The following is a 26,097-nucleotide window of genomic DNA, read 5'->3' on the forward strand; positions in this document are numbered from 1 at the left end:
TGGCCGGTGTAGTTGGCGGCGTGAGTCCACCAGGGGGTGTCGACGGCCCAGGGCATGATGGTGCCGACCTTGATCTCCGTGTCGCCCGCGAGCTTCAGCTCCTCGTTGAGGCTGCGGCTGAGGCTGAGCACGCCGGCCTTGGTCGCGGCGTAGGTGTTCTGCAGGGCGAGCGGGGTCTCGCTGTCCACCGAGCCGGTGTTGATCAAGGTGCCGTAGCCCTGGCTGCGGAACTGCCGCAGCGCCGCGTGCGCGCCGAAGATCAGACCCTTGAGGTTCACATCCACCACCCGCGCGTGGTCTTCGATCGGAATGTCCCAGAAGTAGCCCAGGGCGCCGATCCCGACATTGTTGATCCAGACATCGATCCGCCCGAACTGCGCCACCGCGGCCGCGGCCAGGGCGCTCACCGCGGCGGGGTCGCTGACCTCGGTCTCGATGGCCAGCGCCGCGCCACCGGAGCCCTCGATCTCGCTGACCACTTCATCGAGCAGCGCTTTTCGGCGCGCCGCGACGACGACTTTCGCACCCTCGGCGCCAAGCTTCAGGGCCGTGCCGCGCCCGAAGCCGCTGGACGCCCCAACGATCACAACAACGAGGTCTTTCAGGCTCTTGGGGCGGTCGGTCATTCGCATTTCTCCAGCAAGGAAACTGGAACCGCCTAAGGCCGACTTGGTTCAGTCAGCTCAGCTTGCAATGACGCCGGTGTCCTTATCTCAGGCGTCCCGACAGACCGCCAACGGAGACGACATGGCTACCGGCTGGGCGCACGAAGGCGCCGTCCTGGATCAGATCGAAGACACCATCACCGATGGCGTTCTGACCGCCCGCGCCCGCCTGCCCATGGGCGAAGGCGCTGAGCACTGCGTGGAGTGCGGCGAGGACATCCCAGAGGCCCGTCGCAAGGCCCTGCCTGGTGCGCGGACGTGTGTCAGCTGCCAGTCCGGCCGCGATAGCCGCATCGTCCTGGTCGGCATCAACCGCCGCGGCAGCAAGGACAGCCAGCTGCGCTGACGGCCTTCAGCGGGCCTCGAACGACGCCCCCTCACAAGAGACAAGGAAGCAGAACATGGAGCCGATGAAGCCCATGGCGCCGATGAAGCCGATGGAGCCGCTGAAGTTCGATCCGCCCTGGTGGCCGGAAGAGCTCGGCCAGGCTGCTTCAAGCGGCGCCCAGAACGGGTGGCGATACGCCTTCTTCCCCGAAAAGCGCCGCCTGCTCATCGAGCAGGACGGCAAGAAGGCCGTGTACGACAGCGCCGATCACCAGATTTCGGGCGTCGCCCAGCAATCGGGCGGTTCGTCATCGCTGGTGTTCACCAGCCTATCTGGCCCGGTGTCGCTCGACAGCCTGCGTCGCGCTGAGAGCCGCTAACGCGACGTCTCCTTATTCAGGGCCCGGCCCTTGGGCCGCCATCCACTGAGCGGCCGTCGTGAGCATTGCGGTCAGGACCTCGGGGTCCTTACGGCCCGTGCGCGCCGGGACATGGAAGGCGTGGTCGGCATCGTCGATCAGATCCAACGTGGCGCGATCATTGAGCCCTGCCAGCGTCTGGCGAAGGAGATCGAGCTGGGCGAGCGCATCGTTCGAGCCCTGCACGAAGAGCATGGGGACACCGACATCCGCCAGATGCTCCGCGCGCGTCACCGAGGGTTTGCCGGCGGGATGCAGCGGGAAGGCGAAGAAGACCAAGCCCCTGACGCCGGCCAGCGGCGCGAGGGCTTGAGCCTGTGAGGTCATGCGGCCGCCGAAGGATCGGCCACCGGCAAAGAGCGGCGCACCCTCAGCCCGGTTGCGCGCCTCTGCGACAGCCGCCCGAACGGCTGCATGGGCGATCGCCGGCCCGTCGGGGCGCCTGCCGCCCTTTTCCATGTAGGGGAACTGGTAGCGCAGGGTCGCAACGCCGAGGGCCTCGAGCCCGTCGGCGATCGCCACCATGGACCGGTGGGTCATCCCAGCCCCGGCCCCATGCGCCAAGACCAGGCAGGCCGACGGCGCGACCGGCGTCTGCCAGAGGGCCGAGACCTCGCCGGCCCCGGAAACCTCGATCGCCAAGGGCGTTGTGCTCATGTGCGCGATGATCCCGTCAGGCTTGGCCGCCGCTAGCTTCGCTGACGAACCGCGCCGGGCGCAAGGCTGACCGCGTCCGCAGCGGACGCCGTTTCGCGCCGCTTCTCGATTTCATACGACAGCCAACGCAGGCCCATGCCCGCGACGGACGTCGCCATGCCGGCGAAGAGCGCCGGCAGCAGGCCGGCCTTCTCCGCGCCCGGATAGGCGGCGACGCCGAGCAGGGCGACGCTCGCGCAAGACACGACATACCCGATCGTCTTGATGACCTCAGGCCGCATGCTCCCCTCCGAGGTTTGCGGGCTCTCCTGGCCCGCCCACTATTTCTTGACGTGTTCCGGCTTGCCCTTGCGCTTGGTGTGGGCGAACTCCTCGAGCTGCTTTTCGCTCATGGACTCCGCCATTTGCTTGGACGCGCCCTTGAGCTCGCTCTTGGGCGTGTCGCCACGCTTGGCGGACAGGGCCGCGCCGGCGGCCTTCTGCTGGGCGGCGGATTTGGCGGGCATGAAAACCTCCTATGGCTGACGATTTTCGATCAACGCCGAACCCTTCAGCGAGTTCAGCCGGGCCCTCCGCGCCGGTGAACTCCTCGCCGCAGAGGTGAAACGGATCGAGCCGACCAGGCGGCAACGCTCGCTGCTGGGACGAGGCCTGGTCGCGCCAGGACCGCCGCGCCACCTCGTTAGAGGATGATCGTCTCCGCCTCCTGGGTCAGCCGGTCGCAGACCTTGAAGTCACGCCGGCGGAAGGCCGCCGCCGCCGCCCGGCGCAGCAACAGGTGCGCGGCCGCCGGATAGCGCCGACGAAGCTTGGCCGCCCATAACTCGGCCTCCGACGCATCGACCTTGATGTCGGCTTCCCGCGCCTGGATCATCCGGCTGGCCTCCGGCAGGGCCGGCCAGGCCATCAGGAACTGCAAGCCCCGTTGGAAGTCGGCATGCTCGGCGGCATGGGCGAAGGCGCGGCCTTCGGCCTCCACGTCGTCAAAACCCGTGAGGCGTGTCGTGAAATCCCGCGCGCGGCTGGCGTCCAGCGTGCGCTCGAAGGAGGCCCACCGTACAGCCTGGGCGGCTTCGGTGTCGCCGGCCCGCTCCAGGTAGTCGATCCAGGCCGTTTCCCAATCGAAGTCCGGCGCGGGAAGACGACCCGTCCGGCCGGGTGTCGGAGCCGCGCGGCGCAGCACATCGCCCGCCGCCTCCACCTGACCTGCGGCCATGTAGCGCCGAGCCAGCTCGACCGAAATCGCGGGCGTGGCCAAGGCCTCCGCCGGGTAGGTTTCCCGGAACGCTTCCACGTCGCCGGCGGCGTCGGCCAGATGCCGCATCACTGTCAGCCAGCCCGCTGCCCGCTCTTGGCGCGCCCGCCCCAGCTCAAGGGCGATCAGCGCCACGGCCCGGGGGACGGGCTCCAGGGTCGCTGGCAGCCAGTCGGCCCAGGTCTGCGGTCGCGCAGCGATAGCCTCCACCAGCCGATCGGCGGCCATTCGCGGATCATGGGCAGCCAGCAGCCGACCAAGGTCGCCCGCAGCATGGAGGTAGACCGCCGCCATCGCGTCATCGCGGCCGTGAAAGCGGCGTGCGACCGGCGTCGATGTCTCCAGGAACTGCCACAGCCGCTCAAGCGCCGCGCTGCGGTCGAGGCCGGCGAGGCGCTCGGCGATCAGCCCGCGCAAGGCGTCGAGGTCGCGGATCACGGCGGGTTTCTGCCGCCAGGTCACCTGGCCGCGACTGGTCTCCAGGGTCGCCAGGCGCTTGTCGACCTGCGGGACCAGGTGCTCAGCACCCTGCTCGGCGGCGACCTCCATGCGTAGGCGCCGCTTCAGGTCGGGCCGGGTGTCGGCGACGCCCAGCAGGATGTCGGCGAGCCGGTCCGCGCCGAGCCCCGCGAGGTTCTCGCGTTTGAGGGTCTTTCGGCTGGCGACGGAGGGTCGCTTCATCGGTCCAAGCTGCGCTGCATCAGCGGATCAACGCTTGTTCGGCCGCGCCGTTCAGCCGACGCCTCGCCTCGTGGGCCAGTTGCGGCTCGGCGGGCGTGACGGCTGGCGGGGCCGCCGGGGCCCGGGTAAGCGTGGGCGAATGGTGCGATCAGTGACTCTTCCAGATCAGACGGCGGCCCCCGCGCTCGGCCAAGGCACGTGGCGCCTGGGGGAAGACCCGCGGTCGCGTCAGCAGGAGATCACCGCCCTGCGCGCCGGCGTCGAGCTCGGCATGAGCTTGATCGACACCGCTGAGATGTATGGCGACGGGGCCGCCGAGACCCTGCTTGGCGAAGCCTTCGCCGGCGCTCGCGACCAGATCTTCCTGGTCAGCAAGGTCTATCCCCAGAACGCGGGCCGCGGACGTATCGAACGCGCCTGCGAGGCAAGCCTGCAACGTCTGAAGACCGATCACCTCGACCTCTACCTGCTCCATTGGCGAGGGCAGGTCCCGCTCGCCGAGACCATCGAGGGCATGGACGCCTTGATGCGGGCTGGGAAGATCCGGCGATGGGGGGTCAGCAATTTCGACGCCGGCGATATGGACCAACTCGTCCGAGCCGGCGGCGAGTCCTGCGCCACCAATCAGGTCCTCTACAACGTCACGGAGCGGGGCGCCGAGTTCGACCTGCTGCCTCAGCTGCGCAAACGCGCCATTCCGACCATGGCCTATAGCCCGGTCGGACAGGGTCGTCTGCCGCAGTCCCCTGCCCTCTCGGCGGTCGCCAAACGGCACGGCGTGACGCCCTCCCAAGTCGCGCTCGCCTGGGTGCTTCGCGATCCGACGGTCATCGCGATCCCGAAGGCTGCGGACGTGGCGCACGTCGAGGCCAACCGCCGGGCCCTGGATTTGATGCTTACGGCCGAAGATCTCGCGGCGATCGACGCGGAGTTCGCGCCCCCTACGCGCAAGACCCGTCTGGCGATGCTCTGACGCTATCAGCGCCGCCCTCAGGCCCGGCGGACCGATACCACGCCGCGTAGGCCGTCGTGCGCGCCATCCGCCTGGTGAGGTCCGGCGCACCATCCAGCCACCACACGGGCCCGCGTTCGCCCAAGCCGACCTTGGCTGCCTCAACCCTGGACCCGGCATCCGCCAGAGCCGGGTGGTCGGCACGCCGGCGCGCAGCTCCAACATCCCGCCGCGCCGTCATGAGTTCGTGCACCAGCCGGGCGCGCGCCTCCGGGGCCAGACCTGGGTTGCTTGCCCGCCAAAGACGGCCGCGGACGACGATGTATCGCCCGTCCGGCGTAAGCAGCGGCGGTCTCGCCTCGGCCTTTCGGCGGGACGCCGCGGACCCGTGATCAGGCGGGGATCGGCTCAAAGGTCCCCGGCGCCGTCATCTTTATGGTGAGGCCCTGATCGACCCAGGCGCGCTGGACGTGACCGCGCAATTGCCGCTCGACCATGCCCGCGATCATCGCTGTCCCGAAGCCTTTCCGAGGCTCTGCGGGCGGAGCCGGGCCGCCAACCTCGCGCCAGCTGAGCTCGAAGGCGCCATATTCGGGGCCACGCGCCCACCGCACCTCGACACTGCCGCCGGGCACCGAAAGCGCGCCATGATTGACGGCGTTGTCGACCAGCTCGTGGATGACCAGGGCGACGGGCTGCACGGCGATCGCTGACACCATCAGTTCAGGGCCATCCAAAGCGATGCGCTCTGCACGACCTCGCTCAATTTGCTGGCGGATGATCTCCTCCAGGCTGACCTCCTGCCAGCCCCGTTCGGCCAGGAGAGAATGGGCGCGGGCCAACACCTCCACCCGCTCCTGGATGGCGCGGGCATAGCGGACAGGCTCATCCGAACGGCTCAGGCGGACGATACCGCCGACCACAGCCAGGACGTTTCTCGAGCGGTGATCGACCTCTTTCAGAAGCCGGTGCTCGGCCGCTTCCAGGCTTTGAACCTTGCGCAGCTCGGTGACGTCGATCTGGGAGCCGAACACATAAAGCAGCTTCCCGTCGTCGTCGTGCACCGGGCTGAGGCCAAGCTGGTTCCAGAAAGCCGAGCCGTCCTTGCGATAGTTGAGAATTTCGACTTCGATCTCCCGCTCCTCCCGCATGGCCTCGCGGATCGCGGAGATCGCCTCGGCGGAGGTGCCCTCGCCTTGCAGGAAGCGGCAGTTGCGACCGATCACCTCGTCGGCGCTGTAGCCCGTCAACTTAAGGAACGCCCGGTTCGCCAGGACGATGGGACTGTCCGGCTGGCGGGGGTCGCAGACCACCATCGGCATGCGGGTACGCTCGACCGCCACAGCGGCCAGCGCGTTGCGATCCGCCAGAACTTGGGCCGCGGCGGCCGCGGGGCGGTCGCCGTGCAGGGAAGAAGAGTGTCGGGCGTCGTCGGCCAAGCGCTTACTCACTGAAACATCCGGAAGTTTTCAACGCGCGTTCGGTCGCCGGGTTCGCGCGCCGCCGCAGAATCTAAGACCGTCTTGGGCGTGCTGGTCGCCCGCGACGGGCGCCAGGGGACGTCGGTTTGGCCGCCTCTGGCCGCGAGGGTCGCCGCGTCCCGACTTTTCCCCGCACGTCGATCCAAGTGGGCGCATGGTCGCTGGCGCCGTCGAGCCCTCGGACGTCGCGCGAAACTCCGGCTGTCCTAAGCCCCTCCGCCAGGGTCGGACTTAGCAGTAGGTGATCGAGCCGCATGCCACCGATGACGCAGGTAGCCCCAGAACGTCCAAAGCGGACCCTCGGGCTGGAGGGTGCGCAGGGCATCGGTCCAACCCTGGTCCAGCAGCCGTTGAAATGCAGCGCGGCTCTGCGGCTGCAGGAGCGCGTTGTCCTGCTCGTGGTGTCCGGGCAAGATGTCGGCTTCGGTCGGGACCACATTGTAGTCGCCCGCCAGCACGACCGGAACGACCGCCGCCATGAGCTCTGCCGCGTAAGTGGTCAGGCGCTCGAACCAGGCCAGCTTATAGGCGAACTTTGGACCGGGCTGAGGATTGCCGTTGGGCAGGTAGATCGAGGCGATCAGCACGCCGTTCACGGCAGCCTCGATATAACGGGCCTGATCATCGGCCGGGTCGCCCGGTAGGGCGCGGCGTGTGAGCACCGGCGTGGCGCCACGGGCCAGGATCGCCACCCCATTCCAGGTGCGCTGGCCCCGCCAGGTCGCGTCGCCTGGTAGCGCAGGCTAGCTCGGTTGCTGTTCAGTATCCGTCACGCCCGGCGCTGGCTCATCTTGTAGGTCGCCTGCAGGTAAGCTGCAGCCTCCCGATGCGCGGCGGGCGTCACCATTTTTTCCGAGCAGATCCTTCAGCGCGACGTTGTCGAGCATGGCGTCGGCCAGCAGTCGCTTGAGCTTCGTGTTCTCGTCCTCCAGCGCCTTGATCCTCCCTCGTTTCAGTGGACACCCATGCTAGCTTTTCGGAGCTGGAGAGGAGTGTCTGATGCGAGATGTGAAGCGCCGGGTTTTTCCGGAGTCGTTCAAGCGCGAAGCAGTGGACCGGGTGGCCAGCAGCGGCCTGTCGGCCGGCGCTGTGGCTCGCGAGCTCGGTCTGCACGAGACGGTGCTGCGACGTTGGATGTCTCAGTTTTCTCCGGCGCAGGCGACGGGGACGCCGTGGCGCCCCAGTACGCAGGCGGCGGCCCCGTCGCCGTCTGACCTGGCCGCCGACAACGCCCGTCTGCGGCGCGAGAACGAGCGGCTGCGCATGGAGCGCGACATCCTAAAAAAAGCCGCGCTCATCTTCGGAGCGGCCTCCCGATGAAGTTCGGGTTCGTCGATGAGCATCGAGCGGTCTGGCCGGTTCGGGTGATGTGCGCGGTCCTGGGTCTGTCGGCCAGCGGCTACTATGCGTGGCGCGTACGGCCCGAGAGCCCGCGCGCGGCCGCCAACCGGGCGCTGCTCGACGACATCCGCCTGATCCACGCCGAGAGCAGCGGGACCTACGGATCGCCGCGGGTCCACGCCATCCTGCGCGGCCACGGCCGCAGGGTCGGGCGCTCACGGATCGAGCGGCTGATGCGCCGCGCCGGCGTCCGGGGCCTGGCCGCCCTGCCGCGTCGGGCCATGACTGAGTTCACCTTGGTCGCGGCGTTCGAAGACGTTTGGCGGCCGCCCATCCGGGCCAATCGCAGGCGACCGGAGGCCGTGCTGGGAACGGCAGCGCGTCATGACCCGCGCGCGCGCCTCGCGAGACTGGCGGCCCGGGCGCCCGAAGTGATGGTCAAGGTGACCGGGCGCACGCGGACGTCCACGCACCTGAGGCCCCATCTCAACTACACAACGCGCCACGGCGCCCTCGAGGGGATCGACCAGGACGGCAGCCGCGTGCTGGGGCGGGGCGAGGTCCGCGAGCTGAGCGACGACTGGAGTGATCTGGCGCTGGCCGACCGGCAGCGCCGGCCCAACTCGCCCTTCAGCCACTCCGTCATCCTGTCGATGCCGCCCTCGCGGAACACCCGCCTCGCGATGGTCTGAGCGGAAGGCGGCGCCCGGTTGAAGACGTAGCGGTAGACTCAGCGCTACACCACGCCAAACGCGCTCTGGCGTCTCTCCCCCAACCCTGGCCTCGCGATGGTCAGATTTCTGGGATACCCTATCGGCAATGGCGTCGCCCACAAATGAGGACGAGGCCCGGTTCGACCGCCCGCGGCATCTGCCCGGCGTCGAACTGGTGACCGTCGCCTACCGCGACCGGAGCTTTCCGGAGCACAGCCACGCCGAATATGTCATCGGCGCGGTCCTGACGGGTGCTGAGACCCTGGCGGTCGGGGGCGGGCCGCACCTCGTGGGCGCAGGCGACGTCCTGCTGTTGCACCCCGACGAGCCCCACGCCAATGCGACGCTCGGACCCGAGACCCTGCGCTATCGCGTGCTCTATGTGCCGCCCGGCGCGGTTCGGCCGTTCCTCGACCCCACGCCGTTCGCCCAGCCTCTCTCCTTCGAAGAGCCGGTGACCGACAACGCCGCCATCTTCCGGTGCGTGAACCACGCCCACGCCACATTGGCCGATACCGGCGCCGGCCCGCTCGAACAGGAGAGCGCCCTGGCCGCCCTGCTCGGGATCCTCGCGGAGTCCGCGCCGCGGAGGCGCCGCGCGCGGCCAGAGGCGGCCGGCGCTTCGGCCACGATCACGCTCTGTCGGGAGTACATAGACGACCGCTTCACGGAGAGCTTTGGCCTGCAGGCGCTGGGCGAGCTGACCGGTCTAAGCATTTTTCACTTGGTGCGCAGCTTCAAGAAATCGGTCGGCCTGACGCCGCTGGCTTACCGCAACCAACGCCGGGTCATGGAGGCGCGCGCCAGGCTGCTCGCCGGCCATCGGGCCGCCCAGGTCGCGCTCGACCTGGGCTATTCCGATCAAAGCCACCTGACGCGCCAGTTCCAGCGGATCGTCGGGGTCTCCCCGGGCCGATACGCGAAGCAATAACGTTCAAGCCGGACGGGCCATCTTGGGTTACCGGTTGGGTCGTGTTGCGCAAACCCATCTTGAACAGACGCGATCTCCTGCTCGGCTCGGCCGCCGCCCTGGCGTTTGGGGCGGCGCCGCGCACCCAAGCCCAGCCGCGTCGCGCCAGCCCCACCCCGGAAGGCGTCAGGCTCAACGCCCTGTTCGACGCCATCATGAAGGAGAACCTCGACCGCTCTCCGATGTCAGTGTCTGGGCTCGGCCTCGACAAGGGCGAGCGCGCGCGCCAGAAATCCCAGCTGGACGACAGCTCGATCGCCGCCTGGGAAGGCAACAAGCGGCGGACCGCCGATCACCTCGCCCGCCTGCGCGGCATCGACGCCGATGCACTCGGCCTCCAGGAGCGGGTGAACTACGACTCAGTCCTCTACGGCATCACGCTTGGCGCCCAGGTCGAGCGCGACATCTCCTACATCGGCGACGCCTACTACGGCTCCCCCTATGTGCTGAGCCAGCTCAGCGGGTCCTACCAACGGGTCCCGGATTTCCTGGACAGCCAGCACGCCATCGAAACCAAGGCCGACGCGGAGGCCTATCTGTCCCGCCTCTCGGCGTTTGCCACCGTGCTCGACCAAGAGGCCGGGAAGGCGCGCCACGACGTGGCCCTGGGCGTCATCCCGCCGGACTTCATCATCGACAAGGCTCTGATCCAGATGCGCGCGCTCCGCGACGCGCCGCCGGGCCAGGCGGTCCTGGTCCGGTCGCTCTCCAGACGCGCCCGAGAAAAGGGGCTGGCCGGCGACTGGGAACAGCGCGCCGCAGCCCTCTACACGGGCAAGGTGCAGCCCGCGCTCGATCGCCAGATCGCCCTCATGAACGAGATGCGACGCCACTCGGTCCACGCGGCCGGCGTCGCCCGATTGCCTCAGGGCGCCGCCTTCTACGCCCTGGCGCTGAAGCAGCAGACCACCTCGGACGTGCCGCCGACGGAGATCCACCAGACGGGCCTGGATCTGGTGAGGAGCCAGAGCGCGCAGGCCGACGCCATCCTGAAGGCGCAGGGCTACACCCAAGGCTCGGTAGGCGAGCGGCTGCGGGCGCTCTTCGACGATCCTAAGCTGCGCTACCCGAATACGGACGCGGGCAAGACCAAGCTGATCGCCGACCTGAACGCCAAGGCGATCGAAGTGCAGGCCAAGCTGCCCGAGTGGTTCGGAACCCTGCCCAAGGCCAGGCTGGTGATCCGCCGCGTGCCGCAGGCCATCGAGGCGGGGGCCTCGGGCGGCTACTACGAAAGCGGTTCTCTCGATGGGACCCGGCCCGGGGCCTACTACGTCAACCTGCGCGACACCGCCGAACTGCCGAGCTGGGTGCTGCCGTCAATCACCTTCCACGAAGGCGTTCCCGGCCACCATCTGCAGCTCTCCCTGGCCCAGGAGGCGGACTTGCCGCTGATCCGCAAGGGCGGGAGTTTCGCCGGCTACACCGAAGGCTGGGCGCTCTATGCCGAACAGTTGGCGGTGGAGATGGGCCTCTATGAACACGACCCGCTGGGCCACGTCGGCCAGCTTCACGAATCCCTGTTCCGCTGCGTTCGCCTGGTGGTGGACACGGGTCTGCACAGCCAGGGCTGGAGCCGCGAGCAGGCGATCCGGTACATGGTCGACGCGCTGGGGGACACGGAGGCCGCCATGGCCAGCGAGGTCGAGAAATACTGCGTCTGGCCGGGCCAGGCCTCCAGCTACATGCTGGGGAAGCTGGACTGGCTGCGCCTGCGCCAGAAGGCCAAGGACGCCCTCGGCCCGCGTTTCGACATCCGCCGGTTTCACGATGCGGGGCTGCTGTGGGGAGCCATGCCGCTCGGCGTGCTGGATCGGCGCATCGAGGCCTACATCAAGACGGCATGAGACCGAGCCGCTTGCTGGCGCCCGCCAGCGGCCGCTCGCCGTCGCAATAGTCCTCGCAGGCCTTCAGCTTCTTCACCAAAGCCGGCACGGTGCGCACCGTGTAGGCGCTGGATCCAGGCCCTTCTTCACCTGCGTCCAGCTCAGGGGCATGGACACCGGTGCCCCGGGACGGCCCCGCGGGGACAGCGGCGCCACCGCCGTCGCCATGCGGTCCTTGCGAAGATAGTCCAGGAAGATACGCCCCGTGCGCTCCTTCTCGGCCATGTTGATCAGGAAGCGGTCCGGCGCATCGGCCGCCATCGCCTTGCAGACATCGCGGGCGAAGGCCTTGGCCACCGCCCATTCGATGCCCTCCGCCTCCAGTGGCGTCACCGCGTGCAGGCCCTTGCCGCCCGTGGTCTTGCAGAAGCTGACCAGGCCTACTCCTCGAGACGGTCGCGGATCTCCCGCGCGCTCTCGATCACCACCTTGAAGGCCATGTCGGGCGCGGGGTCGAGGTCGAACACCAGCCGTCCTGGCTGCTCCGGCGAAAACGGCTCGGAGTTCTAGGGGTGCAGCTTCAGGGCGCCCGTCTGAGACGCGGCCACCAGGGCCTCGACGCGATCGAACTGGATGGGGCTTGCGGTCGCCCCACACCTCAACCTCGGTGATCAGAGCTGACTGGCCCCTGGCGGCATGGCGCTGGAAGAACTTCTGCGCCCCGTTTATCCTGTCCGGCATCCTGATCATCGAGCACGGACGGCCCTTCACGTGGGCCAGCATCCAGCCCCCGACGGCCTCGTAGTAACGCTCGGAGACGCCGCATCGGCAGCGGCCCAAGCTGAAGCACCGGGCCGCCTTAGCTCGATGGCCGCACCCCGATCGCCAAGCTCGACCCGCCAATGCTCGGCCGGTTCGTTAACGGCGTGGGCACCTTCTACAACGACGAGACCCTGCGCGGAAAGCCGATCAAGGTGCGGTTCATCTGGTCGAAAATCACCCGCAATTTCGCCATTGGCACAGGCCTTCTCTCCCGACGGCGGCATCACCCGGGAGACCAACTGGATCAGCGATTTTGCGCGGATTGGTCAGGATCGGCCAACGGCAGAGTAACGAAGCGCCGGCTACGTCTGCGCGCTCTGAAGCACATTTTGAAGCGGGCCTTCGCTCTCGCCTCGATCCGCGTGCCGATCACTGCCGCAGCGCTCGCCAAGACACGGCTTGTCAGCTGGACGTAACAGTGCTCCCCGGGCTCAGGGGGACCAATTTCGTGCAGTGAACAATCAACCGGGCGCAGCGAGCGGTCTCAGCTTTGCGAGCCGGGGCAAATAATCTGGCTCGAGTTTTCGGAGCCGAAGCACACATGCGCCCCCATGGTCAGAACCGTCGACGCCTATTGCTGGCGGCTGCCGCCAACCTTCTAATGTTCGCGGCTGCTCCTGCCAGAGCTCAACACGCCGGTGACAATCCGGTCACCGCCGCCGACGACGCCTATGGGCTGACCTTAGGGCTGGAGTCCGTCGGCCTCTACAGCGCGGGTCTGGTGCGCGGCTTTAGCCCCCAGGCGGCGGGCAATGTTCGCATCGACGGGCTTTACTTCGATCAACAGGGCGGCCTCTCCAACCGCGTTGTGGAGGGTTCGGTCATTCGCGTCGGGATCAGCGAGATCGGCTACGCTTTCCCCGCCCCGACCGGCATCGTGGACTACAACCTGCGTCGGCTCGGCGGCGACACACCTAGCGCGACCCTCATCGGCAATCTCGGTCCCTACGCGGCGCACGGAGTCAGTCTCGACGTCAGCCTGCCCCTGCTAAACAGTACGCTCCTGGTGCCAGTCGGGGTCGCCGCGCAGGTGAGCACCGCCACGCCCTATGGCGCCTATCCGGGCTATACATCGACGATCAAAAGCGCGGGCGCGACGCCACAGTGGTCCCCGAACGATCGGGTGACCGTGCGCGCGATCCTCGATTGGCAGCAAACGACAGCCGCGAAGACCTTCCCGATTTACTACACGGCCGGAGACTTCCTGCCGCCGCCGATCCCGACGAACTTCCGGGGCCAGGACTGGGCGGAGGGCCGAAATGTAACCGTCAATCTGGGCGGCCTGATTTCCGCGCGGCTCTCCGAACACTGGTCCCTCAACGCGGGGCTGTTTCGGTCGACGGTCGATGCGCCCGTGAGTTACGCGGACCTCTACACCGACATCCAGCGCAACGGCCGCTCTGATCACGTCGTGGTCGGGTTCCCCGAACAGTTCACTGGGTCGACCTCGGGAGAAGCGCGTCTGACCGGCGCTTTCGGCGCCGGTGATTTCCGTCAGCAGGTCATCCTGATGGCGCGCGGACGGGAGACCACAGCGCGATATGGTGGCCAGAATGCGGTCGATCTGGGCCCGGCGGACCTCTCCATGTTTGTCCAATCGGCGCGCCCGCAATTTGCCTACTCGGTCCTTACCGACGACCAGGCGCGACTCTGGAGCGCCGGCGTCGCTTACCACGTCGCTTGGCGCCGCCGCATCGAAGTTGAGGCCGGCGTGCAGCAGGAGAGCTACCACGAGACGGTCGCCATGCCTGGGACCATTCCCTCAGACGTATCGGCTCATCCCCTGCGCCTCTATGGCAATGCGGCCTTGGCCGTCGGCTCACAGATGACGCTCTACGGCGGCTATACTCAGGGGCTGGAGAACTCTGGGACAGCGCCAAGCTCGGCCGCCAACGGCGGAGCCGTCCTGCCAGCCTCGAAGACCTGGCAGCTGGACGCCGGCCTCCGCTATGCGGTGACGCCCCGCTTCAAAATCATCGCGGGGGTGTTCGAGCTGGAGAAGCCCTACTTCAACCTTGCCTCTAACAACATCGATGAAAGGCTGGGCCTCCAGCGGGGCAAGGGCGTCGAGTTCTCCATCGCCGGCGAGGTCGCAAAAGGCTTGACCGTCAACGTCGGCATGTTGGACGGCGGCGTCGGCATCACCGGACCTAATCTGGCCGCCGCCGGCGTGGGTCCTGTCGCTGTGGGCCAACCGCGGCTGATCTACAACGCCGCCGTCAACTACGCCCTGCCCTGGATCCCCAAGCTTTCGCTGGACGCCTCGGTCCTACACTTCGGCGCTCAGCCGGAAAGTGTCGACGACCGGGTCTACACGCCTGCCACCAACCAGGTGAACCTCGGCGGTCGCTACGGCTTCACTGCGTTGGGCCACAAGACCACCCTTCGCCTCCAGGCCCAGAACGCGCTGGGTCATGCTGTCTGGACGAACGCCTACACGCCCGGCTTCTTCCGCTACCCCGGGCCGAAGACGGTCTTCGCCTATTTCACGACGGACTTCCCGTGACGACGTGCACGGCTAGCGGCTCGGCTGCACGGCACGTGCAGCCGAGGTCAAGCGAACGGCGCCGCCCGGTCCTGCGAGACGGAAATCAATCGGTCTTGCAGAAGCTTGCGATAGCGGCGGCTGACCCGCAGGCGGGTACCATCCGCCAGGACGGCCTCGTGGTCACCACTCCGTGTCAGCTGGAGGCCCTCCACCCGATCCAACCGGACGATCGCCGAACGATGTATGCGGATGAACCGGTCCGGATCGAGGTCCTGTTCCAGCTCGGCGAGCGTTCGGCGCAGGATGTGCGTGTCGGCCCCAACATGCAGGCAGGCGTAGTAGCTCGCCGCTTCGATCCAATCGAGGTCGCGGACATCGACGAAGATCGCTCGCCCCCGGCTCTTCACCACCAATCGCTCTACCGACGGGCGCGGCGGCGGCCCCGCCTCGGAGATTCGCAGCTTGGCGCGATCCAGGGTGCGTCGGAAGCGCGCGTCGTCGTAGGGCTTCAGCAGATAGTCGAGAGCGCCGGCTTCGAAGGCGCGAAGTGCATACTCATCGTAGGCGGTGACGAACACGACGGCCCGCGGCGCCTGGCCGCCGAGCAATTCAAGGACGTCGAAACCGTCGACCTCGGGCATCTGCACGTCGATGAACATCAGGTCGGGCGGCGCGCGCCGAACCGCATCCACCGCCGCCTGCCCGGAGCCGCACTCGCTAACTCCAGCGATTTCCGGATCGCTCTGCAGCAAGATCGCAATATTGCGTCGCGCCAGGGGCTCGTCGTCGACGATCAGGACGCGGATGCGGTGGGCGCGCGATGTCTGCGGGTCCACCTCACGCCTCCCGGTACGGCAGGGTCACGACCACCTCGACCTGGTCTGGCGCGGGCCGCGCCAGCACGAGGGAGGCGGCGCTCCCGTGAAGGATGCGCAGGCGGGTGCGTAGGTTGTCGAGGCCCACGCCAGCCCGCTCGGGCCGCGCGGCAGGCGTCGACGGCGCGTCGTTGCGGACCGTCAGGCGCAAAGCGTCCCCGTCACGGATGCCGGTCACCAGGACTTCGCCGCCCGCGACACGTTGCGCAACGCCGTGTTTGATCGCGTTCTCGACCAGCGGCTGCAGCAGCAGGTTCGGCACCCGGGCCCCCATCACCTCCGGCGCGATCTCCACCCGCGCCCGCAGGCGCTCCCCGAACCGCACGTGCTGTAGGTCGAGATAGCGCTGCAGATATTCCTTCTCCTCCGCAAGGCTCACCTCCGCACGGTGGGAATCGTCGGAGGTGCGGCGGAGGAAATCGCTTAGCCCGACCAGCGTGTTCACCGCGGCCTCGTTGCGCTGGTCGCGCACCAGGCCGACGATCGCGTTGAGCGTGTTGAACATGAAGTGCGGCTCCATCTGCCGGCGAAGCGCCGCCATTTGCGCCTGGGAAAGCTCTTCGTTGAGCCGCGCCGTCTCCGTCGCCTGGCGCGCCAGGCGCGCCCGGGACTCGGCCACCGAGGTGACGGTCAGGATTAGGGCATAGGCGATGACGAAGGTCAGGACCTGGTAGAGCAAATTGGTGCTCCAGGTATCGACGAAGCTCGGCGGACGATTGTGCCCCCACGGATCGAAGGTCACCTGCAGCCCGGCGTTCCAGGCCTCGGACACAGCGCAGACAACCGCAAAAGCGGTCAGATGGGCTCCGATGCCCAGGGGCGTCATGCTGCGCCCGGGCGGGAAACGCTGCGTTAGGCGAATGATCAGCGGCGTCGCCAACACCCAAGGGAGCCAGGACGCGAACTCGACGGCGAAAAGGGGCGGCCACGGGTGATGGTTGTTCTCCGCATGCATGATGAGCACGGTCTGGCTGGCGTCGAACAGGCCGCCCGCGCACCAAATGGCGACGATCCAGCGCAACCGACTGATGCGGGTTCCGAGCGGTGCTTCGGTCATACGCCTACCCTAGACTGACGGAGACGCTGCCTGCCGCTCCGTTGCAGCGAACCGCCTTCCCTCTGAAGCAAACGGCATGGGGGTTCGCCGACGTCGGCGCCAAGCTTCGTACCAAGGTGGCGACCCGGCCGCCGCTCTCCAGAAACCGCGTCCGGCCCGCGTCGGCGCCACGAAAGGCACGCCATGTCCTCTTCTCTCCCGTCCCTGCGCCTTGCGACGGCCTTGCTAGCCGCAAGCCTACTCCCTGCGTCGTTCCACGGCATTTCCCGCGCGGCGGAACCACTGGTCGAGTTCGCTGCGACGCTCCAAGCAGCCACACCGATGGCGACGCCCAACCCAAGCCAGGCCAAGGCCATTGCAGGGCTGATCGGCGCGTGGGACGTCGACTACGTCGATATCAACAAGGCCGGCGTACGCACACGACGGAACGGCCGGTTCATCGCCAGCTGGGTGCTTGACGGTCGGGCGGTGCAAGATGTCTGGATCGTTGACCCGTCCGGAAGCCGCACGACACGTGAGGCGTACACCGACCTGCGCTGGTTTGACCCCAAGACCGGGACTTGGCCGGCGGTGTTCGTTGATCCTGAGCACGCCTCGGTCGCGACGTTCACTGCCGAACCCGCCACGGCCGACGGGATCGTGCTGCATTCTCCCAACCTGGGCGCCGCTGACAGCCGTTGGTCGTTCGTCGACATCGGGCCGAACAGTTTCACCTACCGGGATGAGGGCTCGGATGACGGGGGCAAGACCTGGCGGTTGCGCTCGCTGTACCACATGACCCGACGGCCGACGTCCGCTCCCTAACGGCAGGAGGCTGACCCGGCTCACAGCAGGAGACCGAGGTTGCGTATCGTCGTCCACGAAATTGGGGCGCGCGTTCGTCGATCATCTAGGCGACGGCGATCGGGATAGTTGCGCGTCCGGACGCGCCAGGGTGGCGCTGCCCCTCGCCCGTTCATCGATCACGTCGCTGTCGCGTGGGTCGTGCCCTGACGACGGGCGTCGACCAGGACACGCCACCGCGCGCGGTGCGTTCGATTGCGGCAGTGGCGGGCGGCAAATTTCGAAGTCACGGGGCCCAGCACCGGACGGCGTGGCGCTGGTCGCTCCGGACGAATAGCAGCGGGATCCGCAAGTCAGCGTCTGGACATAAGCGCACTCAGTCCCTGCGGTCGTTGACGACCTGGCTGACCAGGAGATCGATGCGCTCTTCCTGTCGTTCCGGCGGGATACGTCCGCCACGGCGGAGAACGGCCAAGCCGTGTAGCGCCGCCCATGTGACCTCAGCCCGCAAGTCGGGATGGCGATCAAACGGCCCGAGGGCGCAGACGAATTCCCCAAATCCCGCCTTCAGGGGTTGGGGCGTGTCTTCGCTGGCGAACTTCACATCTGTGGGCATCACGAACATGGCCTGATAGAGCGCCGGCCGCTCGGCGGCAAAATTCAGATAAGCGCTGCAGATGGCGCGCAGGGCCAACTGCGGATCGTCGGCGGACAATCGGGCTTCGCGCAGTATCGCGGCCAAGTCGGCGAAACCTTCGATCGCGACGGCGCGCACGATCGCGTCCTTTCCGGCGAAGTGGCTGTAGAGCACGGGCTGGCTGTACTCGACAAGCTCGGCCAGGCGTCGTGTGGTCACCGCCTCCCATCCCTCCGCCTCTGCGAGATTGCGCGCAGCCGCAAGGATCAGGTCGTGGCGATTGGCGCGCTCGCGCCGGCGGCGGTCTGCGACGGGCATGCCATAATTCTACTGACGCTTGAAAACCTGTCAACGCTAGAATATATCATCGACATATCATCTAGCAGTGCTAGATTTTACTGAAGAGTAAGGAAAGGCCGCGTTGTGATCACCGATATCGCATTCATCATCTGTGGCTTCGTCGGAGCCGGCATTATCCTGATCGGCGGCTTTTACGTTCTGGCTCCCCAGGTCATCGCCGGTGGCTTCGGGATCCCGGCCGAACCGCCGGAAGCCGTCATCCGCCCCGTCGGCCTACGCCCATGGCTTCAGGTGAAGGGGGTGCGCGACATCGGTTCGGGGATCTTCATCGGCATTCTCCTAGCCAATCGGTCCCCACACCTTTTGGGGGCCTTCATGGCCGCCGCCAGCCTGATCGCCATCGGCGACGCGCTGATCGTTTTGCGCAGCGGGGGACCCCGGACAACGGCGATGGGCGTCCATGGGGCCACCGCGGCGGTCATGCTGGCTGCGAGCGCGGCGCTGCTACTGGCCTAAGCGCCGACAAATGCCCTCGCATGTCTTAGCGCAGGAGAACTTCATGATGCTGCTCGGCCAATCCGCCGCCATTTGGTTGGCTTGGCTGCTCGGCCTGGCTTTTTTTGGCGCCGGGGTTGTCAACGCGATGGGCACCCCCGCGGTAAAGGCCGGCTTCGTCCGCTGGGGCTATCCACGTTGGTGGAACGTTTTGACAGGCGGTCTGGAGATGCTCGCCGCTGGGCTCATCGCACTGCCGACCGCGCGCATAGCTGGCGTCGGACTAGGCGCATCGATTTGCGTCGCGGCCGTAGCGACCGTGGTTTGGCACAAAGACTGGCGCCACCTCCCGCCGGCCGCAACACTGACCGCCCTGTCGGCGCTCGATCTTATGATGCTCGCGAACTGATCACGGGCGGGTGCTGGTGATTATGCCAGATCCACGACAGTGCAGTCCAAACCTCGCATGGTCGCCGCTCGTGCCATTGCGTCCGGTAGTTCCACCATCGAAACGCGCTCTATATTCACCTTCCCAAGGTCAAGGATCTCCGGGCGGACCAATCCGACGAGGGTCTGGAACGCGCTGGGGCGGTACATGAAGTTGCCGATGATCTCCCAGTCATTGCTCATCAAGTCGCCGCAATCAACGGGCAGCCGCGCGGTCATGCTACCCATCAGGATCAGACGGCCGCCACGCCGAAGGTTCTTGAGTGCGGCTAGAGTGGAACTGGGGTCTGCAGCAGCACCGACCTCGTCGAACGCTAGGTGGGCTCCACGCCCGCCGCGTCGATGAGAGGCTCGGCGTCTGCCCCAGCCTCCCCCGTGAGAACGACAGTCCGGATGCGCGGACCACCAGCGGCGCGCACCTGATCCAAGACATCGGCCGATCGGCCAGCGGCGACGACGCGCTCGGCGCCCAAAGCGAGGCCGAGAAGAACCGCCGACGATCCGAAGTAGCCGGTGGCGCCATTGACAACGAGAGTTTCGCCCGCCGCCAGCCGTCCACGAAGTAGGCCGCCCAGGGGCCGGCGGCCACCATCGAGGTTTGCCCTTCTCCGCGATCTGCTTGACCGCCGCACGTCGCACCTTGTGATTCCGAAGGACTTCAGCAACGCCTTGGGCCGGGCCGCGGCGTCCTCGGAAGGCACGTCGTCGTTGGCCGTGGCCGCCAAGCCGAAGACCGCAGCGAGCATGGGCCAGGAGGACCTGACAAAACCTGAGATCGCCACGCCGTGGAATGGGCGATGGCCAAGCGCGCCGAGCGCACTGAAATCACCCAAGACCGGGTCCTCCAGGAACACGCTAAGATCGGGTTCGCCGCGTGACGGCTCGAATCCCCGCCAGACCGCGCCGTACCCGGCCGCCTCAATTTCCGCGAGAGGAAAGGCGCGGTCCTCGGCCTTCAACTCCTGCAGGCAGGACGACGTCCGGCTTCTCCGCCGCGAGCCAGGCCAGCAGGTTCGCGAGCCGCTTGTTCACGTTGTTGATGTTGAAGGTGGCGATCCGCACGGCTAGGCGCGCTGAATCAGCAGCAGGGTCTCGTCGATGAGTGGGACCTGCGAGGGCAGGATCCGCGTCAGAGCGTCGGCGCTATCAAAATAGGCGATGCGGTCCATCTCCGGAAAACTCGCGCGCTTTCCTGACCGCGGCGGCCATTCCATCTCGAACTCCCCGGGTCTGAAGTCCGCGAGATTAAGATCGCCTTCGGCCGCCCAGCACAGCACCGTCTTGCCGCCCGCTTGCCGCAAGGGTGTGAGCGCGCAGACGATGGGCGGCGCTTTAAGCCCGGTCTCCTCTTCGAATTCGCGCAAGGCCGCGTCGATCGGCGACTCGCCGGCCTCAATCAGACCCTTGGGGACCATCCAGGCGCCAAGGTCCTTTCGGGCCCACAGGGGACCCCCTGGATGTCCGAGCAGAAAGGCGGTTTGCGAGCCGCTTCGGCGATAGACGAGGATACCCGCGCTGGTCACGCCCATGGTCGAACGTCAGACCTTGCCAAGGCGTTTGATGGCGCCGGCCAGGGGTCGTTCGCCGTCGCAGTAATCCTCCCAGGCGGTGAGTTTCTTCACCAGCGCCGGCACGGTCCGGACCGTATACTTGGCCGGATCGAGGCCCTTCTTCACCTGGCTCCAGGTGAGAGTCATCGAAACCGGCGCGCCGGGACGGCCGCGCGGCGACAATGGCGCGACCGCGGTCGCCATCCGATCGTTGCGCAGGTAGTCCAAGAAGATGCGGCCCGTCCGCTCCTTCTTGGCCATGTTGATCAGGTAGCGGTCAGGCGCCTCGGCGGCCATCACCTTGCAGACGTCGCGGGCGAAGGCCTTGGCGACCGCCCAGTCGATGCCTTTGGCCTTCAGCGGCGTGACCACATGCAGGCCCTTGCCGCCCGTGGTTTTGCAGAAGCTGACCAGCCCCAGCTCCTCAAGCCTGTCGCGAATTTCACGGGCGCTCTCGATCACCACGTCGAACGCCACGTCCGGCGCCGGATCCAAGTCGAAGACCAGCCGACCGGGTTGCTCTGGGAGGAACGGCTCGCTGTTCCAGGGGTGCAGCTCGAGCGCACCCGTCTGGGCTGCGGCCACCAGCGCCTCGACCCGATCGAACTGGATATAGGGCTTGCGGTCGCCCCACACCTCGACCTCGGTGATCAGCGACGACTGGCCCTTGGCGCTGTGGCGCTGGAAGAAGTTCTGCGCGCCACTGATGCCATCCGGCATGCGGATCATCGAGCACGGCCGGCCCTTCACATGGGGCAGCATCCACTCGCCGACCGTCTCGTAGAACTGGGCGAGCTCAAGCTTGGTCACGGGCTTGCCGTCGCCGGCGTCGGGCCAGAGCGGCTTATCGGCATGACTGATGGTGATGCCCATCACCGGCACGGACCCGCGCGCCATCACCGTCTTGGTCTTGATGGTGGTCGGCGCCGGCTCGCTAAGTTCGGTTGTCGCCGCCGGCGCGGGTGTCTCGGCCTCGACGTCCTGCGCCGGCTTGTCTTCGCGCAGGCCTTTGAAGGAGGCCTGCCGGATCGAGCCGTCACCGGTAAAGCCGGCATATTGGATTTCGGCGACCAGCTCGGGTTTGATCCAGTGGACCCCAGCCGCCTTTTTTGGCGCGCCCTTGCCCTTGAAGGGACTCTCGTCGGTCTCCAGCGCCTTCAGGCGCGGCATGATGCGAGCGACCGTGTCGCGTCCAAAGCCCGTGCCGATGCGGCCCACATGGACCAACTCGCCGTCGCGGTTCACCCCGGCGATCAGCGAACGGAAGTTCTCGCCCGTCGTGGTCCAACCGCCAATGACAACCTCGTGGCCCTGGCGGCACTTGGACTTGCCCCAGCTCTCGCTGCGGCCAGATTGATAGGGCGCATCGAGCCGCTTGGAGACGATGCCCTCAAGATCCATCCTGCAGGCCGACAACAGCACCGCCTCGCCGGCGGTGATGAAGTGATCGACGTAGCGGATGTTCGCGGGCGCCTCCTCGACATAGGCCTGCAGGTGGGCCTTGCGGTCGGCGAGCGGCAGCGACCTCAAGTCCACCTTGCCGTCGAACAGTTGGTCGAAGACGAAAAACACCAGGTCCTTGGTCTTGGCTTCGGAGATAGCGGCCTGCAGCGCCGCGAAGTCCGGGGCGCCGGTATGGTCCAAGGCCACCACCTCGCCGTCGATGATCCCGTCGCCTAGGGCAGCGCCGGCCGCGACGATCTCCTTGAACTTCGATGACCAGTCCAGGCCCTTGCGGCTGAGCAACGTCGCCTTGCCGCCGACCGTCCGCAGCTGCATGCGGTAGCCGTCGAACTTGATCTCGTGGGCCCAGCCCGGCCCGGCCGGCGGCTTCTCGAGCAGCTTGGCCAGCTGTGGTTCGACGAATGCCGGTAGACTGGAAACGGTCTTTGGCTTGGCCGTAGACGCCTTGCCCTTCGCGGGCTCGTGCAGGCCTGGCGCGGCGCTGTCGTCGCGATTGCTCTGCCAGACGGCGCCGGCGTCGGTCCCCTTGGCGGTCATGAACGGCTTGGCCGCCCTGCCCTTGCCATTGGTGATCTCAGTCATGGTCCGGCCAGACGCGATCGACTTATCGTCGTCCGTCGGGCCGGTCGTGTTGCCTTCAACCGCCCCCTCGTCGCGGTGCTTGATCAGCAACCAGGCGTTCTTGGGCCGGCCCTTGCCGTCGCCCTTCAGGCGCACGATCACCCACGAGCCGTGCATCCGCTCGCCTTCCATGACGAACTTCAGCTCACCCTTGGCCAGCGCCTGGCCGATGTTCTCGAACCCCTTCTCCGGCGCCCAGTAGCCGCGGTCCCACAGCATCACCGTGCCGCCGCCATATTGGCCCTTGGGGATCGTGCCTTCGAAATCGCCATAGTCGAGCGGGTGGTCCTCAACCTCCATCGCCATCCGGCGGTCCTTGGGATCGAGCGACGGCGCCTTCGGCACCGCCCAGGAGCGGAAGGTCCCCTCGTATTCCAGCCGCAGGTCGAAATGGAGATGGCTGGCCGCGTGCTTCTGGATGACAAACCGCAACGCCTTGGACGGGACGACCTTGGCGTCCTTCCCCGACGGCTCGCCCGTCTGGGCGAAGTCGCGCATTTCCTGGTATTTGGCGAGCTTGGTGGCGGCCATCGATTTGCTCCGACTCAGGTCACGATCATCAACGATCACGTCGGCCACACGATCCGAGCGTCGCTGTAAGCTCTGATGAATCCTTTCCGCGCCGGGCGCGTTCAAACCAGCAGGAGACCAGGACATGACCGAAGTCGCCGGCGAAACCCGCCAGTTCAGCGTCCACGCCCGTCACGTGGACAGCCACCACGCCCGCGTCTTGGAGGAGGCCTCCTTCGAGGCCGCCGCCGTCGCTTACGTCGAGGACTTCCATCCGCCGATGACCGAGGATCACGAGATCAGCGTCATCGTGCGCGAGGTCGGGACGGGCCACGAACATTGCTTCCGCATCGACCTCGACTCAGGCGAAGCCGCCCCCTGCAGCTAGACGGCTTCAATCCGAAATGCTGACGGGCTCCCGCGCATGCGAGAGCCCGTCCCAGTGATAGCTTAGCCTACGGCTCAGACGGCCCGGCGGCGGAAGACCAAGTGGTAGATCAACAGCACCACGACCGAGCCGATGAAGGCGACGAAGATGCTGTAGAGATTGATGCCCGTGGCTCCGGAGTGACCGAACTGGTTGAACAGGAAGCCGCCGACAATCGCGCCAACCACACCCAGCACGATGTCGAGCACCAGGCCTTCGCCGGTTTTGTTGACGACCTTGCTTGCCAGGAAGCCAGCGATCAGGCCCACGACGAGCCATGCAAGAATTGACATAGTAGAGCCCTCCAGCCGCCAAGCGCGGCGACCGTGAAATCCTGCGCGGCGCCTTCGGTTCCCCGCGCCTTTCTAGGTCAGCGGTTGGAGCTGCTGCACTGAACCGTAGCGCCGCGTGTGACCGACGCGCTCGCCGGCAGAACGAATCACCTTCGAAGTCGTTGAGTCGGTCGAAGCGCCAGTACGGCGACGCTCGAGGGAACTAACATGGCTTACCGTCCGACCTGGCAAGGGCACCTGAAGCTGTCTCTCGTGACCTGCCCGGTCGCGCTCTACACGGCGACCAACTCCGCTGGCGACGTCCATTTCAACCTGATCAACCCGAAGACCAACAACCGGATCAAGATGATCACGACCGACCCGGACACCGGGCCGATCGAACGCTCCGAACTGGTCAAGGGCTACGAGGTCTCCAAGGGCGAATACATCCTGCTGACCAACGACGAGATCAACTCGGTCAAGCTGGAGAGCACCAAGACCATCGAGATCGAGCGCTTCGTGCCCGGCGACGAAATCGACCGCCTCTACTGGGACAATCCCTACTTCCTAGCGCCTGACGGCAAGCTGGCCCAGGAGGCGTTCGGCGTGATCCGCACGGCCATGGAGAAATCCGGCCAGATTGCGCTCGGGCGGGTCGTCATCGGTACGCGCGAGCGTATTCTGGCGCTCGAGCCGCGCGATAAGGGCATCCTGGCCTACACAATCCGCACCGACGCCGAGGTGCGCAAACCCGACGAAATCTTCGGCGGCATCAGTGACAAGGCGGCCGACCCCGCGATGATCGCCATCGCCGAGAAGATCATTGAGCAGCAGGAAGGTCCGTTCGACCCGAGCCAATTTGTCGATCGCTACGAGGAAGCGCTGAAGGCGCTGATCGAGGACAAGAAGAAGGGCCACAAGCCCGCCAAGGTCGCCGAGCCCGACGACACCAACGTGGTCGACCTGATGTCGGCGCTACGGGCGAGCCTGGGCGCCAAGGACAAGGCCGCCGCGAAACCCGCCGCCAAGGAGAAGGCGGCCAAGACGCCGGCGAAGGCCAAGACGCGCAAGGCCGGCTAGCTCAGTTGGCGCCGCCGGCCTTCCGAAACGCGATCCTGGCGTCCACAACCTTACTCGTGGCGGCCTTGCGCGCCTCGACATAGCCGCTCTGCGCCGCCATCCGGCGGGCTTCGAGGTCTTCGGCCTCGCGCCGAAAATCCGCCTCTTCCCGCTTTCGATCCTCATCCAGAGCACCGAGCGCCTTTTCCGCGGCGTCGAGCTTGGATCGATCCGCGGGCGGCTTTGCGGGCTTAACAGGCTTGAGTTTGGCGGAGGTTTTGTCGGGGGCCTTTTTCGGAGCGTCCGGGACGTCAGGGAGACTGGTCGGCTCCAGCGCGAAAGGGTCCTTTGATCCGACCGCCCGGCGCAAGGGCGTTTCGGGATGGGCAGTTGCCGCAGCGACTGCCGCGTGATCCGTGGTGACCGTGGCTTCGCCGCTCGCAAAGAGGTTCTGATTGACGCCCCAAGCACGAAGGGCGGCGGCTTGGCTCTGCGCCGCCACGACCGTGTCGTAGAAACCGAACTGAGCCTGGAAGACCTTGAGCTTGCGGCCAGCCATTATCGGCCTCCGGCCTGGCTGAGCAGCTCGACTGTCTGATGATCTGGCTCGCCGCCGCACCAGCGATCAAGGGCCGTCTGGTAAGGGCCGTCCGGCTGGGCAATGGCGAACAGAGTCATGGACGAGCAGAATTTCATGTCGTCGGGCGACCCGAATAGCGCGTTCAGCGACAAGGCAGGAGTGGTCAGCACCGCCGATGCGGCGATCTCCAATCTGGATCCAAGCACGGGGTGCTGGACATAGGCAGTGGCCTCGTCCAGCGCGGTTATCCCGTAGAACTGGGCGGTCGACGATCGGCCGAGCCCCCTCAGCTGCGGGAAAACGAACCACATCCAGTGGGTTCGCTTGCGGCCCGCCCTGAGCTCTCCGACAGCCGTCTCGAACACGCCCGCCTGGGCGCTCACGAAGCGAGCGAGATCGAACGGATCACCGCTCATCGCGCTA

At 66.9% G+C, this 26,097-nt stretch carries 30 protein-coding genes and 4 pseudogenes; 13 read left to right on the top strand and 21 right to left on the bottom strand.

Translation table 11 applies throughout. The features are described from left to right. Positions 1–626 (bottom strand): SDR family NAD(P)-dependent oxidoreductase (locus E8A49_RS12625; RefSeq protein ID WP_293381502.1); only part of this gene is annotated, 626 nt, incomplete at its 3' end. 121 nt (positions 627–747) lie between these two features. Here E8A49_RS12625 and E8A49_RS12630 point away from each other — a divergent pair. After that, positions 748–1,011 carry a DksA/TraR family C4-type zinc finger protein gene (locus E8A49_RS12630; RefSeq protein WP_293381505.1) on the top strand — a complete coding sequence of 88 codons (264 nt, stop codon included), beginning with the start codon at positions 748–750 and terminating at the stop codon, positions 1,009–1,011. 73 nt (positions 1,012–1,084) lie between these two features. Beyond that, a complete protein-coding gene (locus E8A49_RS12635; protein WP_293381508.1) occupies positions 1,085–1,372 on the top strand; it encodes a hypothetical protein in 288 nt (95 codons plus the stop codon). 12 nt (positions 1,373–1,384) lie between these two features. Here E8A49_RS12635 and E8A49_RS12640 read toward each other — a convergent pair whose 3' ends face one another. The 4 genes from E8A49_RS12640 to E8A49_RS12655 form a co-directional block, all read right to left on the bottom strand. After that, complete coding sequence (locus E8A49_RS12640) at positions 1,385–2,068, bottom strand: alpha/beta family hydrolase (protein ID WP_293381511.1); 684 nt, start codon at positions 2,066–2,068, stop codon at positions 1,385–1,387. 32 nt (positions 2,069–2,100) lie between these two features. Next, the gene (locus E8A49_RS12645; RefSeq protein ID WP_293381514.1) at positions 2,101–2,349 is read right to left on the bottom strand and encodes a hypothetical protein; all 249 of its coding nucleotides are present in this window, start codon (positions 2,347–2,349) and stop codon (positions 2,101–2,103) included. A 39-nt stretch (positions 2,350–2,388) separates the two neighbouring features. Beyond that, positions 2,389–2,574 (bottom strand): DUF3008 family protein, encoded by a 186-nt coding sequence (locus E8A49_RS12650; RefSeq protein ID WP_293381517.1) that lies wholly within the window; start codon positions 2,572–2,574, stop codon positions 2,389–2,391. Positions 2,575–2,750: 176 nt separating this feature from the next. Beyond that, a complete protein-coding gene (locus E8A49_RS12655) occupies positions 2,751–4,004 on the bottom strand; it encodes a DUF6880 family protein (RefSeq protein WP_293381520.1) in 1,254 nt (417 codons plus the stop codon). 139 nt (positions 4,005–4,143) lie between these two features. On the opposite strand from E8A49_RS12655, the gene E8A49_RS12660 reads away from it, so the two are divergent. Beyond that, positions 4,144–4,977: an aldo/keto reductase gene (locus E8A49_RS12660; RefSeq protein ID WP_293381523.1), complete on the top strand. Its 834-nt coding sequence runs from the start codon at positions 4,144–4,146 to the stop codon at positions 4,975–4,977. Between the two features lie 371 nt (positions 4,978–5,348). Here E8A49_RS12660 and E8A49_RS12665 read toward each other — a convergent pair whose 3' ends face one another. The 3 genes and pseudogenes from E8A49_RS12665 to E8A49_RS12675 form a co-directional block, all read right to left on the bottom strand. Then, a complete protein-coding gene (locus tag E8A49_RS12665) occupies positions 5,349–6,395 on the bottom strand; it encodes a PAS domain-containing protein (RefSeq protein WP_293381526.1) in 1,047 nt (348 codons plus the stop codon). Between the two features lie 248 nt (positions 6,396–6,643). After that, entirely contained in the window at positions 6,644–7,129 is a 486-nt protein-coding gene (locus tag E8A49_RS12670; RefSeq protein ID WP_293381528.1) for a hypothetical protein, read from the bottom strand. Between the two features lie 80 nt (positions 7,130–7,209). Next, positions 7,210–7,381: pseudogene (locus E8A49_RS12675) on the bottom strand (IS3 family transposase); the annotation flags it as partial. Between the two features lie 55 nt (positions 7,382–7,436). On the opposite strand from E8A49_RS12675, the pseudogene E8A49_RS12680 reads away from it, so the two are divergent. The 3 genes and pseudogenes from E8A49_RS12680 to E8A49_RS12690 form a co-directional block, all read left to right on the top strand. Beyond that, positions 7,437–8,056 (top strand): annotated as a pseudogene (locus tag E8A49_RS12680) (transposase); the annotation flags it as partial. Between the two features lie 541 nt (positions 8,057–8,597). Beyond that, positions 8,598–9,422, top strand: coding sequence for an AraC family transcriptional regulator (locus E8A49_RS12685; RefSeq protein ID WP_293381531.1), 825 nt, complete (start codon positions 8,598–8,600; stop codon positions 9,420–9,422). A 59-nt stretch (positions 9,423–9,481) separates the two neighbouring features. Then, positions 9,482–11,308 (top strand): DUF885 family protein, encoded by a 1,827-nt coding sequence (locus tag E8A49_RS12690; protein ID WP_366928817.1) that lies wholly within the window; start codon positions 9,482–9,484, stop codon positions 11,306–11,308. A gap of 72 nt (positions 11,309–11,380) precedes the next feature. Here E8A49_RS12690 and E8A49_RS12695 read toward each other — a convergent pair. Both E8A49_RS12695 and E8A49_RS23200 read right to left on the bottom strand, forming a co-directional pair. Beyond that, positions 11,381–11,787, bottom strand: a pseudogene (locus tag E8A49_RS12695) (hypothetical protein). A gap of 217 nt (positions 11,788–12,004) precedes the next feature. Further along, positions 12,005–12,070 (bottom strand): annotated as a pseudogene (locus tag E8A49_RS23200) (hypothetical protein); the annotation flags it as partial. A gap of 119 nt (positions 12,071–12,189) precedes the next feature. Here E8A49_RS23200 and E8A49_RS12700 point away from each other — a divergent pair. Beyond that, complete coding sequence (locus E8A49_RS12700) at positions 12,190–12,525, top strand: hypothetical protein (protein WP_293381537.1); 336 nt, start codon at positions 12,190–12,192, stop codon at positions 12,523–12,525. 125 nt (positions 12,526–12,650) lie between these two features. After that, positions 12,651–14,615 (top strand): hypothetical protein, encoded by a 1,965-nt coding sequence (locus E8A49_RS12705; RefSeq protein WP_293381540.1) that lies wholly within the window; start codon positions 12,651–12,653, stop codon positions 14,613–14,615. Positions 14,616–14,662: 47 nt separating this feature from the next. On the opposite strand, the gene E8A49_RS12710 is transcribed toward E8A49_RS12705, so the two are convergent. Further along, positions 14,663–15,433, bottom strand: a complete 771-nt coding sequence (locus E8A49_RS12710; RefSeq protein WP_293381543.1) for a LytTR family DNA-binding domain-containing protein — start codon at positions 15,431–15,433, stop codon at positions 14,663–14,665. A gap of 1 nt (position 15,434) precedes the next feature. Then, a complete protein-coding gene (locus E8A49_RS12715) occupies positions 15,435–16,529 on the bottom strand; it encodes a histidine kinase (RefSeq protein ID WP_293381546.1) in 1,095 nt (364 codons plus the stop codon). Between the two features lie 321 nt (positions 16,530–16,850). On the opposite strand from E8A49_RS12715, the gene E8A49_RS12720 reads away from it, so the two are divergent. Then, a complete protein-coding gene (locus E8A49_RS12720; RefSeq protein WP_293381549.1) occupies positions 16,851–17,333 on the top strand; it encodes a hypothetical protein in 483 nt (160 codons plus the stop codon). 355 nt (positions 17,334–17,688) lie between these two features. Here the strand turns inward: E8A49_RS12720 and E8A49_RS12725 are convergent, their stop codons facing one another. Then, complete coding sequence (locus E8A49_RS12725; RefSeq protein ID WP_293381552.1) at positions 17,689–18,267, bottom strand: TetR/AcrR family transcriptional regulator; 579 nt, start codon at positions 18,265–18,267, stop codon at positions 17,689–17,691. A 105-nt stretch (positions 18,268–18,372) separates the two neighbouring features. Here E8A49_RS12725 and E8A49_RS12730 point away from each other — a divergent pair, with 105 nt between their 5' ends. After that, positions 18,373–18,765, top strand: coding sequence for a DUF4267 domain-containing protein (locus E8A49_RS12730; protein WP_293381555.1), 393 nt, complete (start codon positions 18,373–18,375; stop codon positions 18,763–18,765). Between the two features lie 43 nt (positions 18,766–18,808). After that, positions 18,809–19,153, top strand: a complete 345-nt coding sequence (locus tag E8A49_RS12735; RefSeq protein WP_293381558.1) for a DoxX family protein — start codon at positions 18,809–18,811, stop codon at positions 19,151–19,153. Positions 19,154–19,173: 20 nt separating this feature from the next. Here E8A49_RS12735 and E8A49_RS12740 read toward each other — a convergent pair whose 3' ends face one another. The 5 genes from E8A49_RS12740 to ligD all read right to left on the bottom strand — a co-directional run bounded on the left by E8A49_RS12740 (position 19,174) and on the right by ligD (position 23,357). Then, positions 19,174–19,410: a hypothetical protein gene (locus E8A49_RS12740; RefSeq protein ID WP_293381561.1), complete on the bottom strand. Its 237-nt coding sequence runs from the start codon at positions 19,408–19,410 to the stop codon at positions 19,174–19,176. Positions 19,411–19,505: 95 nt separating this feature from the next. Beyond that, positions 19,506–20,045, bottom strand: a complete 540-nt coding sequence (locus E8A49_RS12745; RefSeq protein ID WP_293381636.1) for a hypothetical protein — start codon at positions 20,043–20,045, stop codon at positions 19,506–19,508. 64 nt (positions 20,046–20,109) lie between these two features. Then, positions 20,110–20,253, bottom strand: coding sequence for a hypothetical protein (locus tag E8A49_RS12750; RefSeq protein WP_366928818.1), 144 nt, complete (start codon positions 20,251–20,253; stop codon positions 20,110–20,112). Positions 20,254–20,255: 2 nt separating this feature from the next. Next, the gene (locus E8A49_RS12755) at positions 20,256–20,720 is read right to left on the bottom strand and encodes an NUDIX domain-containing protein (RefSeq protein ID WP_293381564.1); all 465 of its coding nucleotides are present in this window, start codon (positions 20,718–20,720) and stop codon (positions 20,256–20,258) included. Positions 20,721–20,729: 9 nt separating this feature from the next. Continuing rightward, positions 20,730–23,357 carry a DNA ligase D gene (gene ligD, locus E8A49_RS12760; RefSeq protein ID WP_293381567.1) on the bottom strand — a complete coding sequence of 876 codons (2,628 nt, stop codon included), beginning with the start codon at positions 23,355–23,357 and terminating at the stop codon, positions 20,730–20,732. A 124-nt stretch (positions 23,358–23,481) separates the two neighbouring features. Between ligD and E8A49_RS12765 the strand changes: the two genes are divergently transcribed. After that, the gene (locus tag E8A49_RS12765) at positions 23,482–23,724 is read left to right on the top strand and encodes a DUF5961 family protein (RefSeq protein ID WP_293381571.1); all 243 of its coding nucleotides are present in this window, start codon (positions 23,482–23,484) and stop codon (positions 23,722–23,724) included. A 74-nt stretch (positions 23,725–23,798) separates the two neighbouring features. Here the strand turns inward: E8A49_RS12765 and E8A49_RS12770 are convergent, their stop codons facing one another. Further along, positions 23,799–24,056 (bottom strand): GlsB/YeaQ/YmgE family stress response membrane protein, encoded by a 258-nt coding sequence (locus E8A49_RS12770; protein WP_293381574.1) that lies wholly within the window; start codon positions 24,054–24,056, stop codon positions 23,799–23,801. 207 nt (positions 24,057–24,263) lie between these two features. On the opposite strand from E8A49_RS12770, the gene E8A49_RS12775 reads away from it, so the two are divergent. Further along, the gene (locus E8A49_RS12775; RefSeq protein WP_293381577.1) at positions 24,264–25,115 is read left to right on the top strand and encodes a Ku protein; all 852 of its coding nucleotides are present in this window, start codon (positions 24,264–24,266) and stop codon (positions 25,113–25,115) included. A gap of 1 nt (position 25,116) precedes the next feature. Here E8A49_RS12775 and E8A49_RS12780 read toward each other — a convergent pair whose 3' ends face one another. Together E8A49_RS12780 and E8A49_RS12785 are read right to left on the bottom strand one after the other, a co-directional pair. Beyond that, complete coding sequence (locus E8A49_RS12780; protein ID WP_293381580.1) at positions 25,117–25,653, bottom strand: hypothetical protein; 537 nt, start codon at positions 25,651–25,653, stop codon at positions 25,117–25,119. After that, on the bottom strand, positions 25,653–26,090 hold the full coding sequence (locus E8A49_RS12785) for a DUF1810 domain-containing protein (RefSeq protein WP_293381583.1): 438 nt from the start codon (positions 26,088–26,090) through the stop codon (positions 25,653–25,655). Before E8A49_RS12785 ends, E8A49_RS12780 begins: the two co-directional genes overlap by 1 nt. Between the last annotated feature and the right edge of the window lie 7 nt (positions 26,091–26,097).

Origin of the sequence: Phenylobacterium sp. (assembly GCF_004799515.1) — a bacterium.
Classification (GTDB): domain Bacteria; phylum Pseudomonadota; class Alphaproteobacteria; order Caulobacterales; family Caulobacteraceae; genus Phenylobacterium.

Coding starts and splice junctions, on each gene's coding strand:
- E8A49_RS12630 (WP_293381505.1), top strand. CDS start 748: ATGGCTACCGGCTGGGCGCACGAAGGCGCCGTCCTGGATCAGATCGAA.
- E8A49_RS12635 (WP_293381508.1), top strand. CDS start 1,085: ATGGCGCCGATGAAGCCGATGGAGCCGCTGAAGTTCGATCCGCCCTGG.
- E8A49_RS12640 (WP_293381511.1), bottom strand. CDS start 2,068: ATGAGCACAACGCCCTTGGCGATCGAGGTTTCCGGGGCCGGCGAGGTC.
- E8A49_RS12645 (WP_293381514.1), bottom strand. CDS start 2,349: ATGCGGCCTGAGGTCATCAAGACGATCGGGTATGTCGTGTCTTGCGCG.
- E8A49_RS12650 (WP_293381517.1), bottom strand. CDS start 2,574: ATGCCCGCCAAATCCGCCGCCCAGCAGAAGGCCGCCGGCGCGGCCCTG.
- E8A49_RS12655 (WP_293381520.1), bottom strand. CDS start 4,004: ATGAAGCGACCCTCCGTCGCCAGCCGAAAGACCCTCAAACGCGAGAAC.
- E8A49_RS12660 (WP_293381523.1), top strand. CDS start 4,144: ATGGTGCGATCAGTGACTCTTCCAGATCAGACGGCGGCCCCCGCGCTC.
- E8A49_RS12685 (WP_293381531.1), top strand. CDS start 8,598: ATGGCGTCGCCCACAAATGAGGACGAGGCCCGGTTCGACCGCCCGCGG.
- E8A49_RS12700 (WP_293381537.1), top strand. CDS start 12,190: ATGCTCGGCCGGTTCGTTAACGGCGTGGGCACCTTCTACAACGACGAG.
- E8A49_RS12705 (WP_293381540.1), top strand. CDS start 12,651: ATGCGCCCCCATGGTCAGAACCGTCGACGCCTATTGCTGGCGGCTGCC.
- E8A49_RS12715 (WP_293381546.1), bottom strand. CDS start 16,529: ATGACCGAAGCACCGCTCGGAACCCGCATCAGTCGGTTGCGCTGGATC.
- E8A49_RS12720 (WP_293381549.1), top strand. CDS start 16,851: ATGGCGACGCCCAACCCAAGCCAGGCCAAGGCCATTGCAGGGCTGATC.
- E8A49_RS12725 (WP_293381552.1), bottom strand. CDS start 18,267: ATGCCCGTCGCAGACCGCCGCCGGCGCGAGCGCGCCAATCGCCACGAC.
- E8A49_RS12735 (WP_293381558.1), top strand. CDS start 18,809: ATGATGCTGCTCGGCCAATCCGCCGCCATTTGGTTGGCTTGGCTGCTC.
- E8A49_RS12740 (WP_293381561.1), bottom strand. CDS start 19,410: ATGACCGCGCGGCTGCCCGTTGATTGCGGCGACTTGATGAGCAATGAC.
- E8A49_RS12755 (WP_293381564.1), bottom strand. CDS start 20,720: ATGGGCGTGACCAGCGCGGGTATCCTCGTCTATCGCCGAAGCGGCTCG.
- ligD (WP_293381567.1), bottom strand. CDS start 23,357: ATGGCCGCCACCAAGCTCGCCAAATACCAGGAAATGCGCGACTTCGCC.
- E8A49_RS12765 (WP_293381571.1), top strand. CDS start 23,482: ATGACCGAAGTCGCCGGCGAAACCCGCCAGTTCAGCGTCCACGCCCGT.
- E8A49_RS12770 (WP_293381574.1), bottom strand. CDS start 24,056: ATGTCAATTCTTGCATGGCTCGTCGTGGGCCTGATCGCTGGCTTCCTG.
- E8A49_RS12775 (WP_293381577.1), top strand. CDS start 24,264: ATGGCTTACCGTCCGACCTGGCAAGGGCACCTGAAGCTGTCTCTCGTG.
- E8A49_RS12780 (WP_293381580.1), bottom strand. CDS start 25,653: ATGGCTGGCCGCAAGCTCAAGGTCTTCCAGGCTCAGTTCGGTTTCTAC.
- E8A49_RS12785 (WP_293381583.1), bottom strand. CDS start 26,090: ATGAGCGGTGATCCGTTCGATCTCGCTCGCTTCGTGAGCGCCCAGGCG.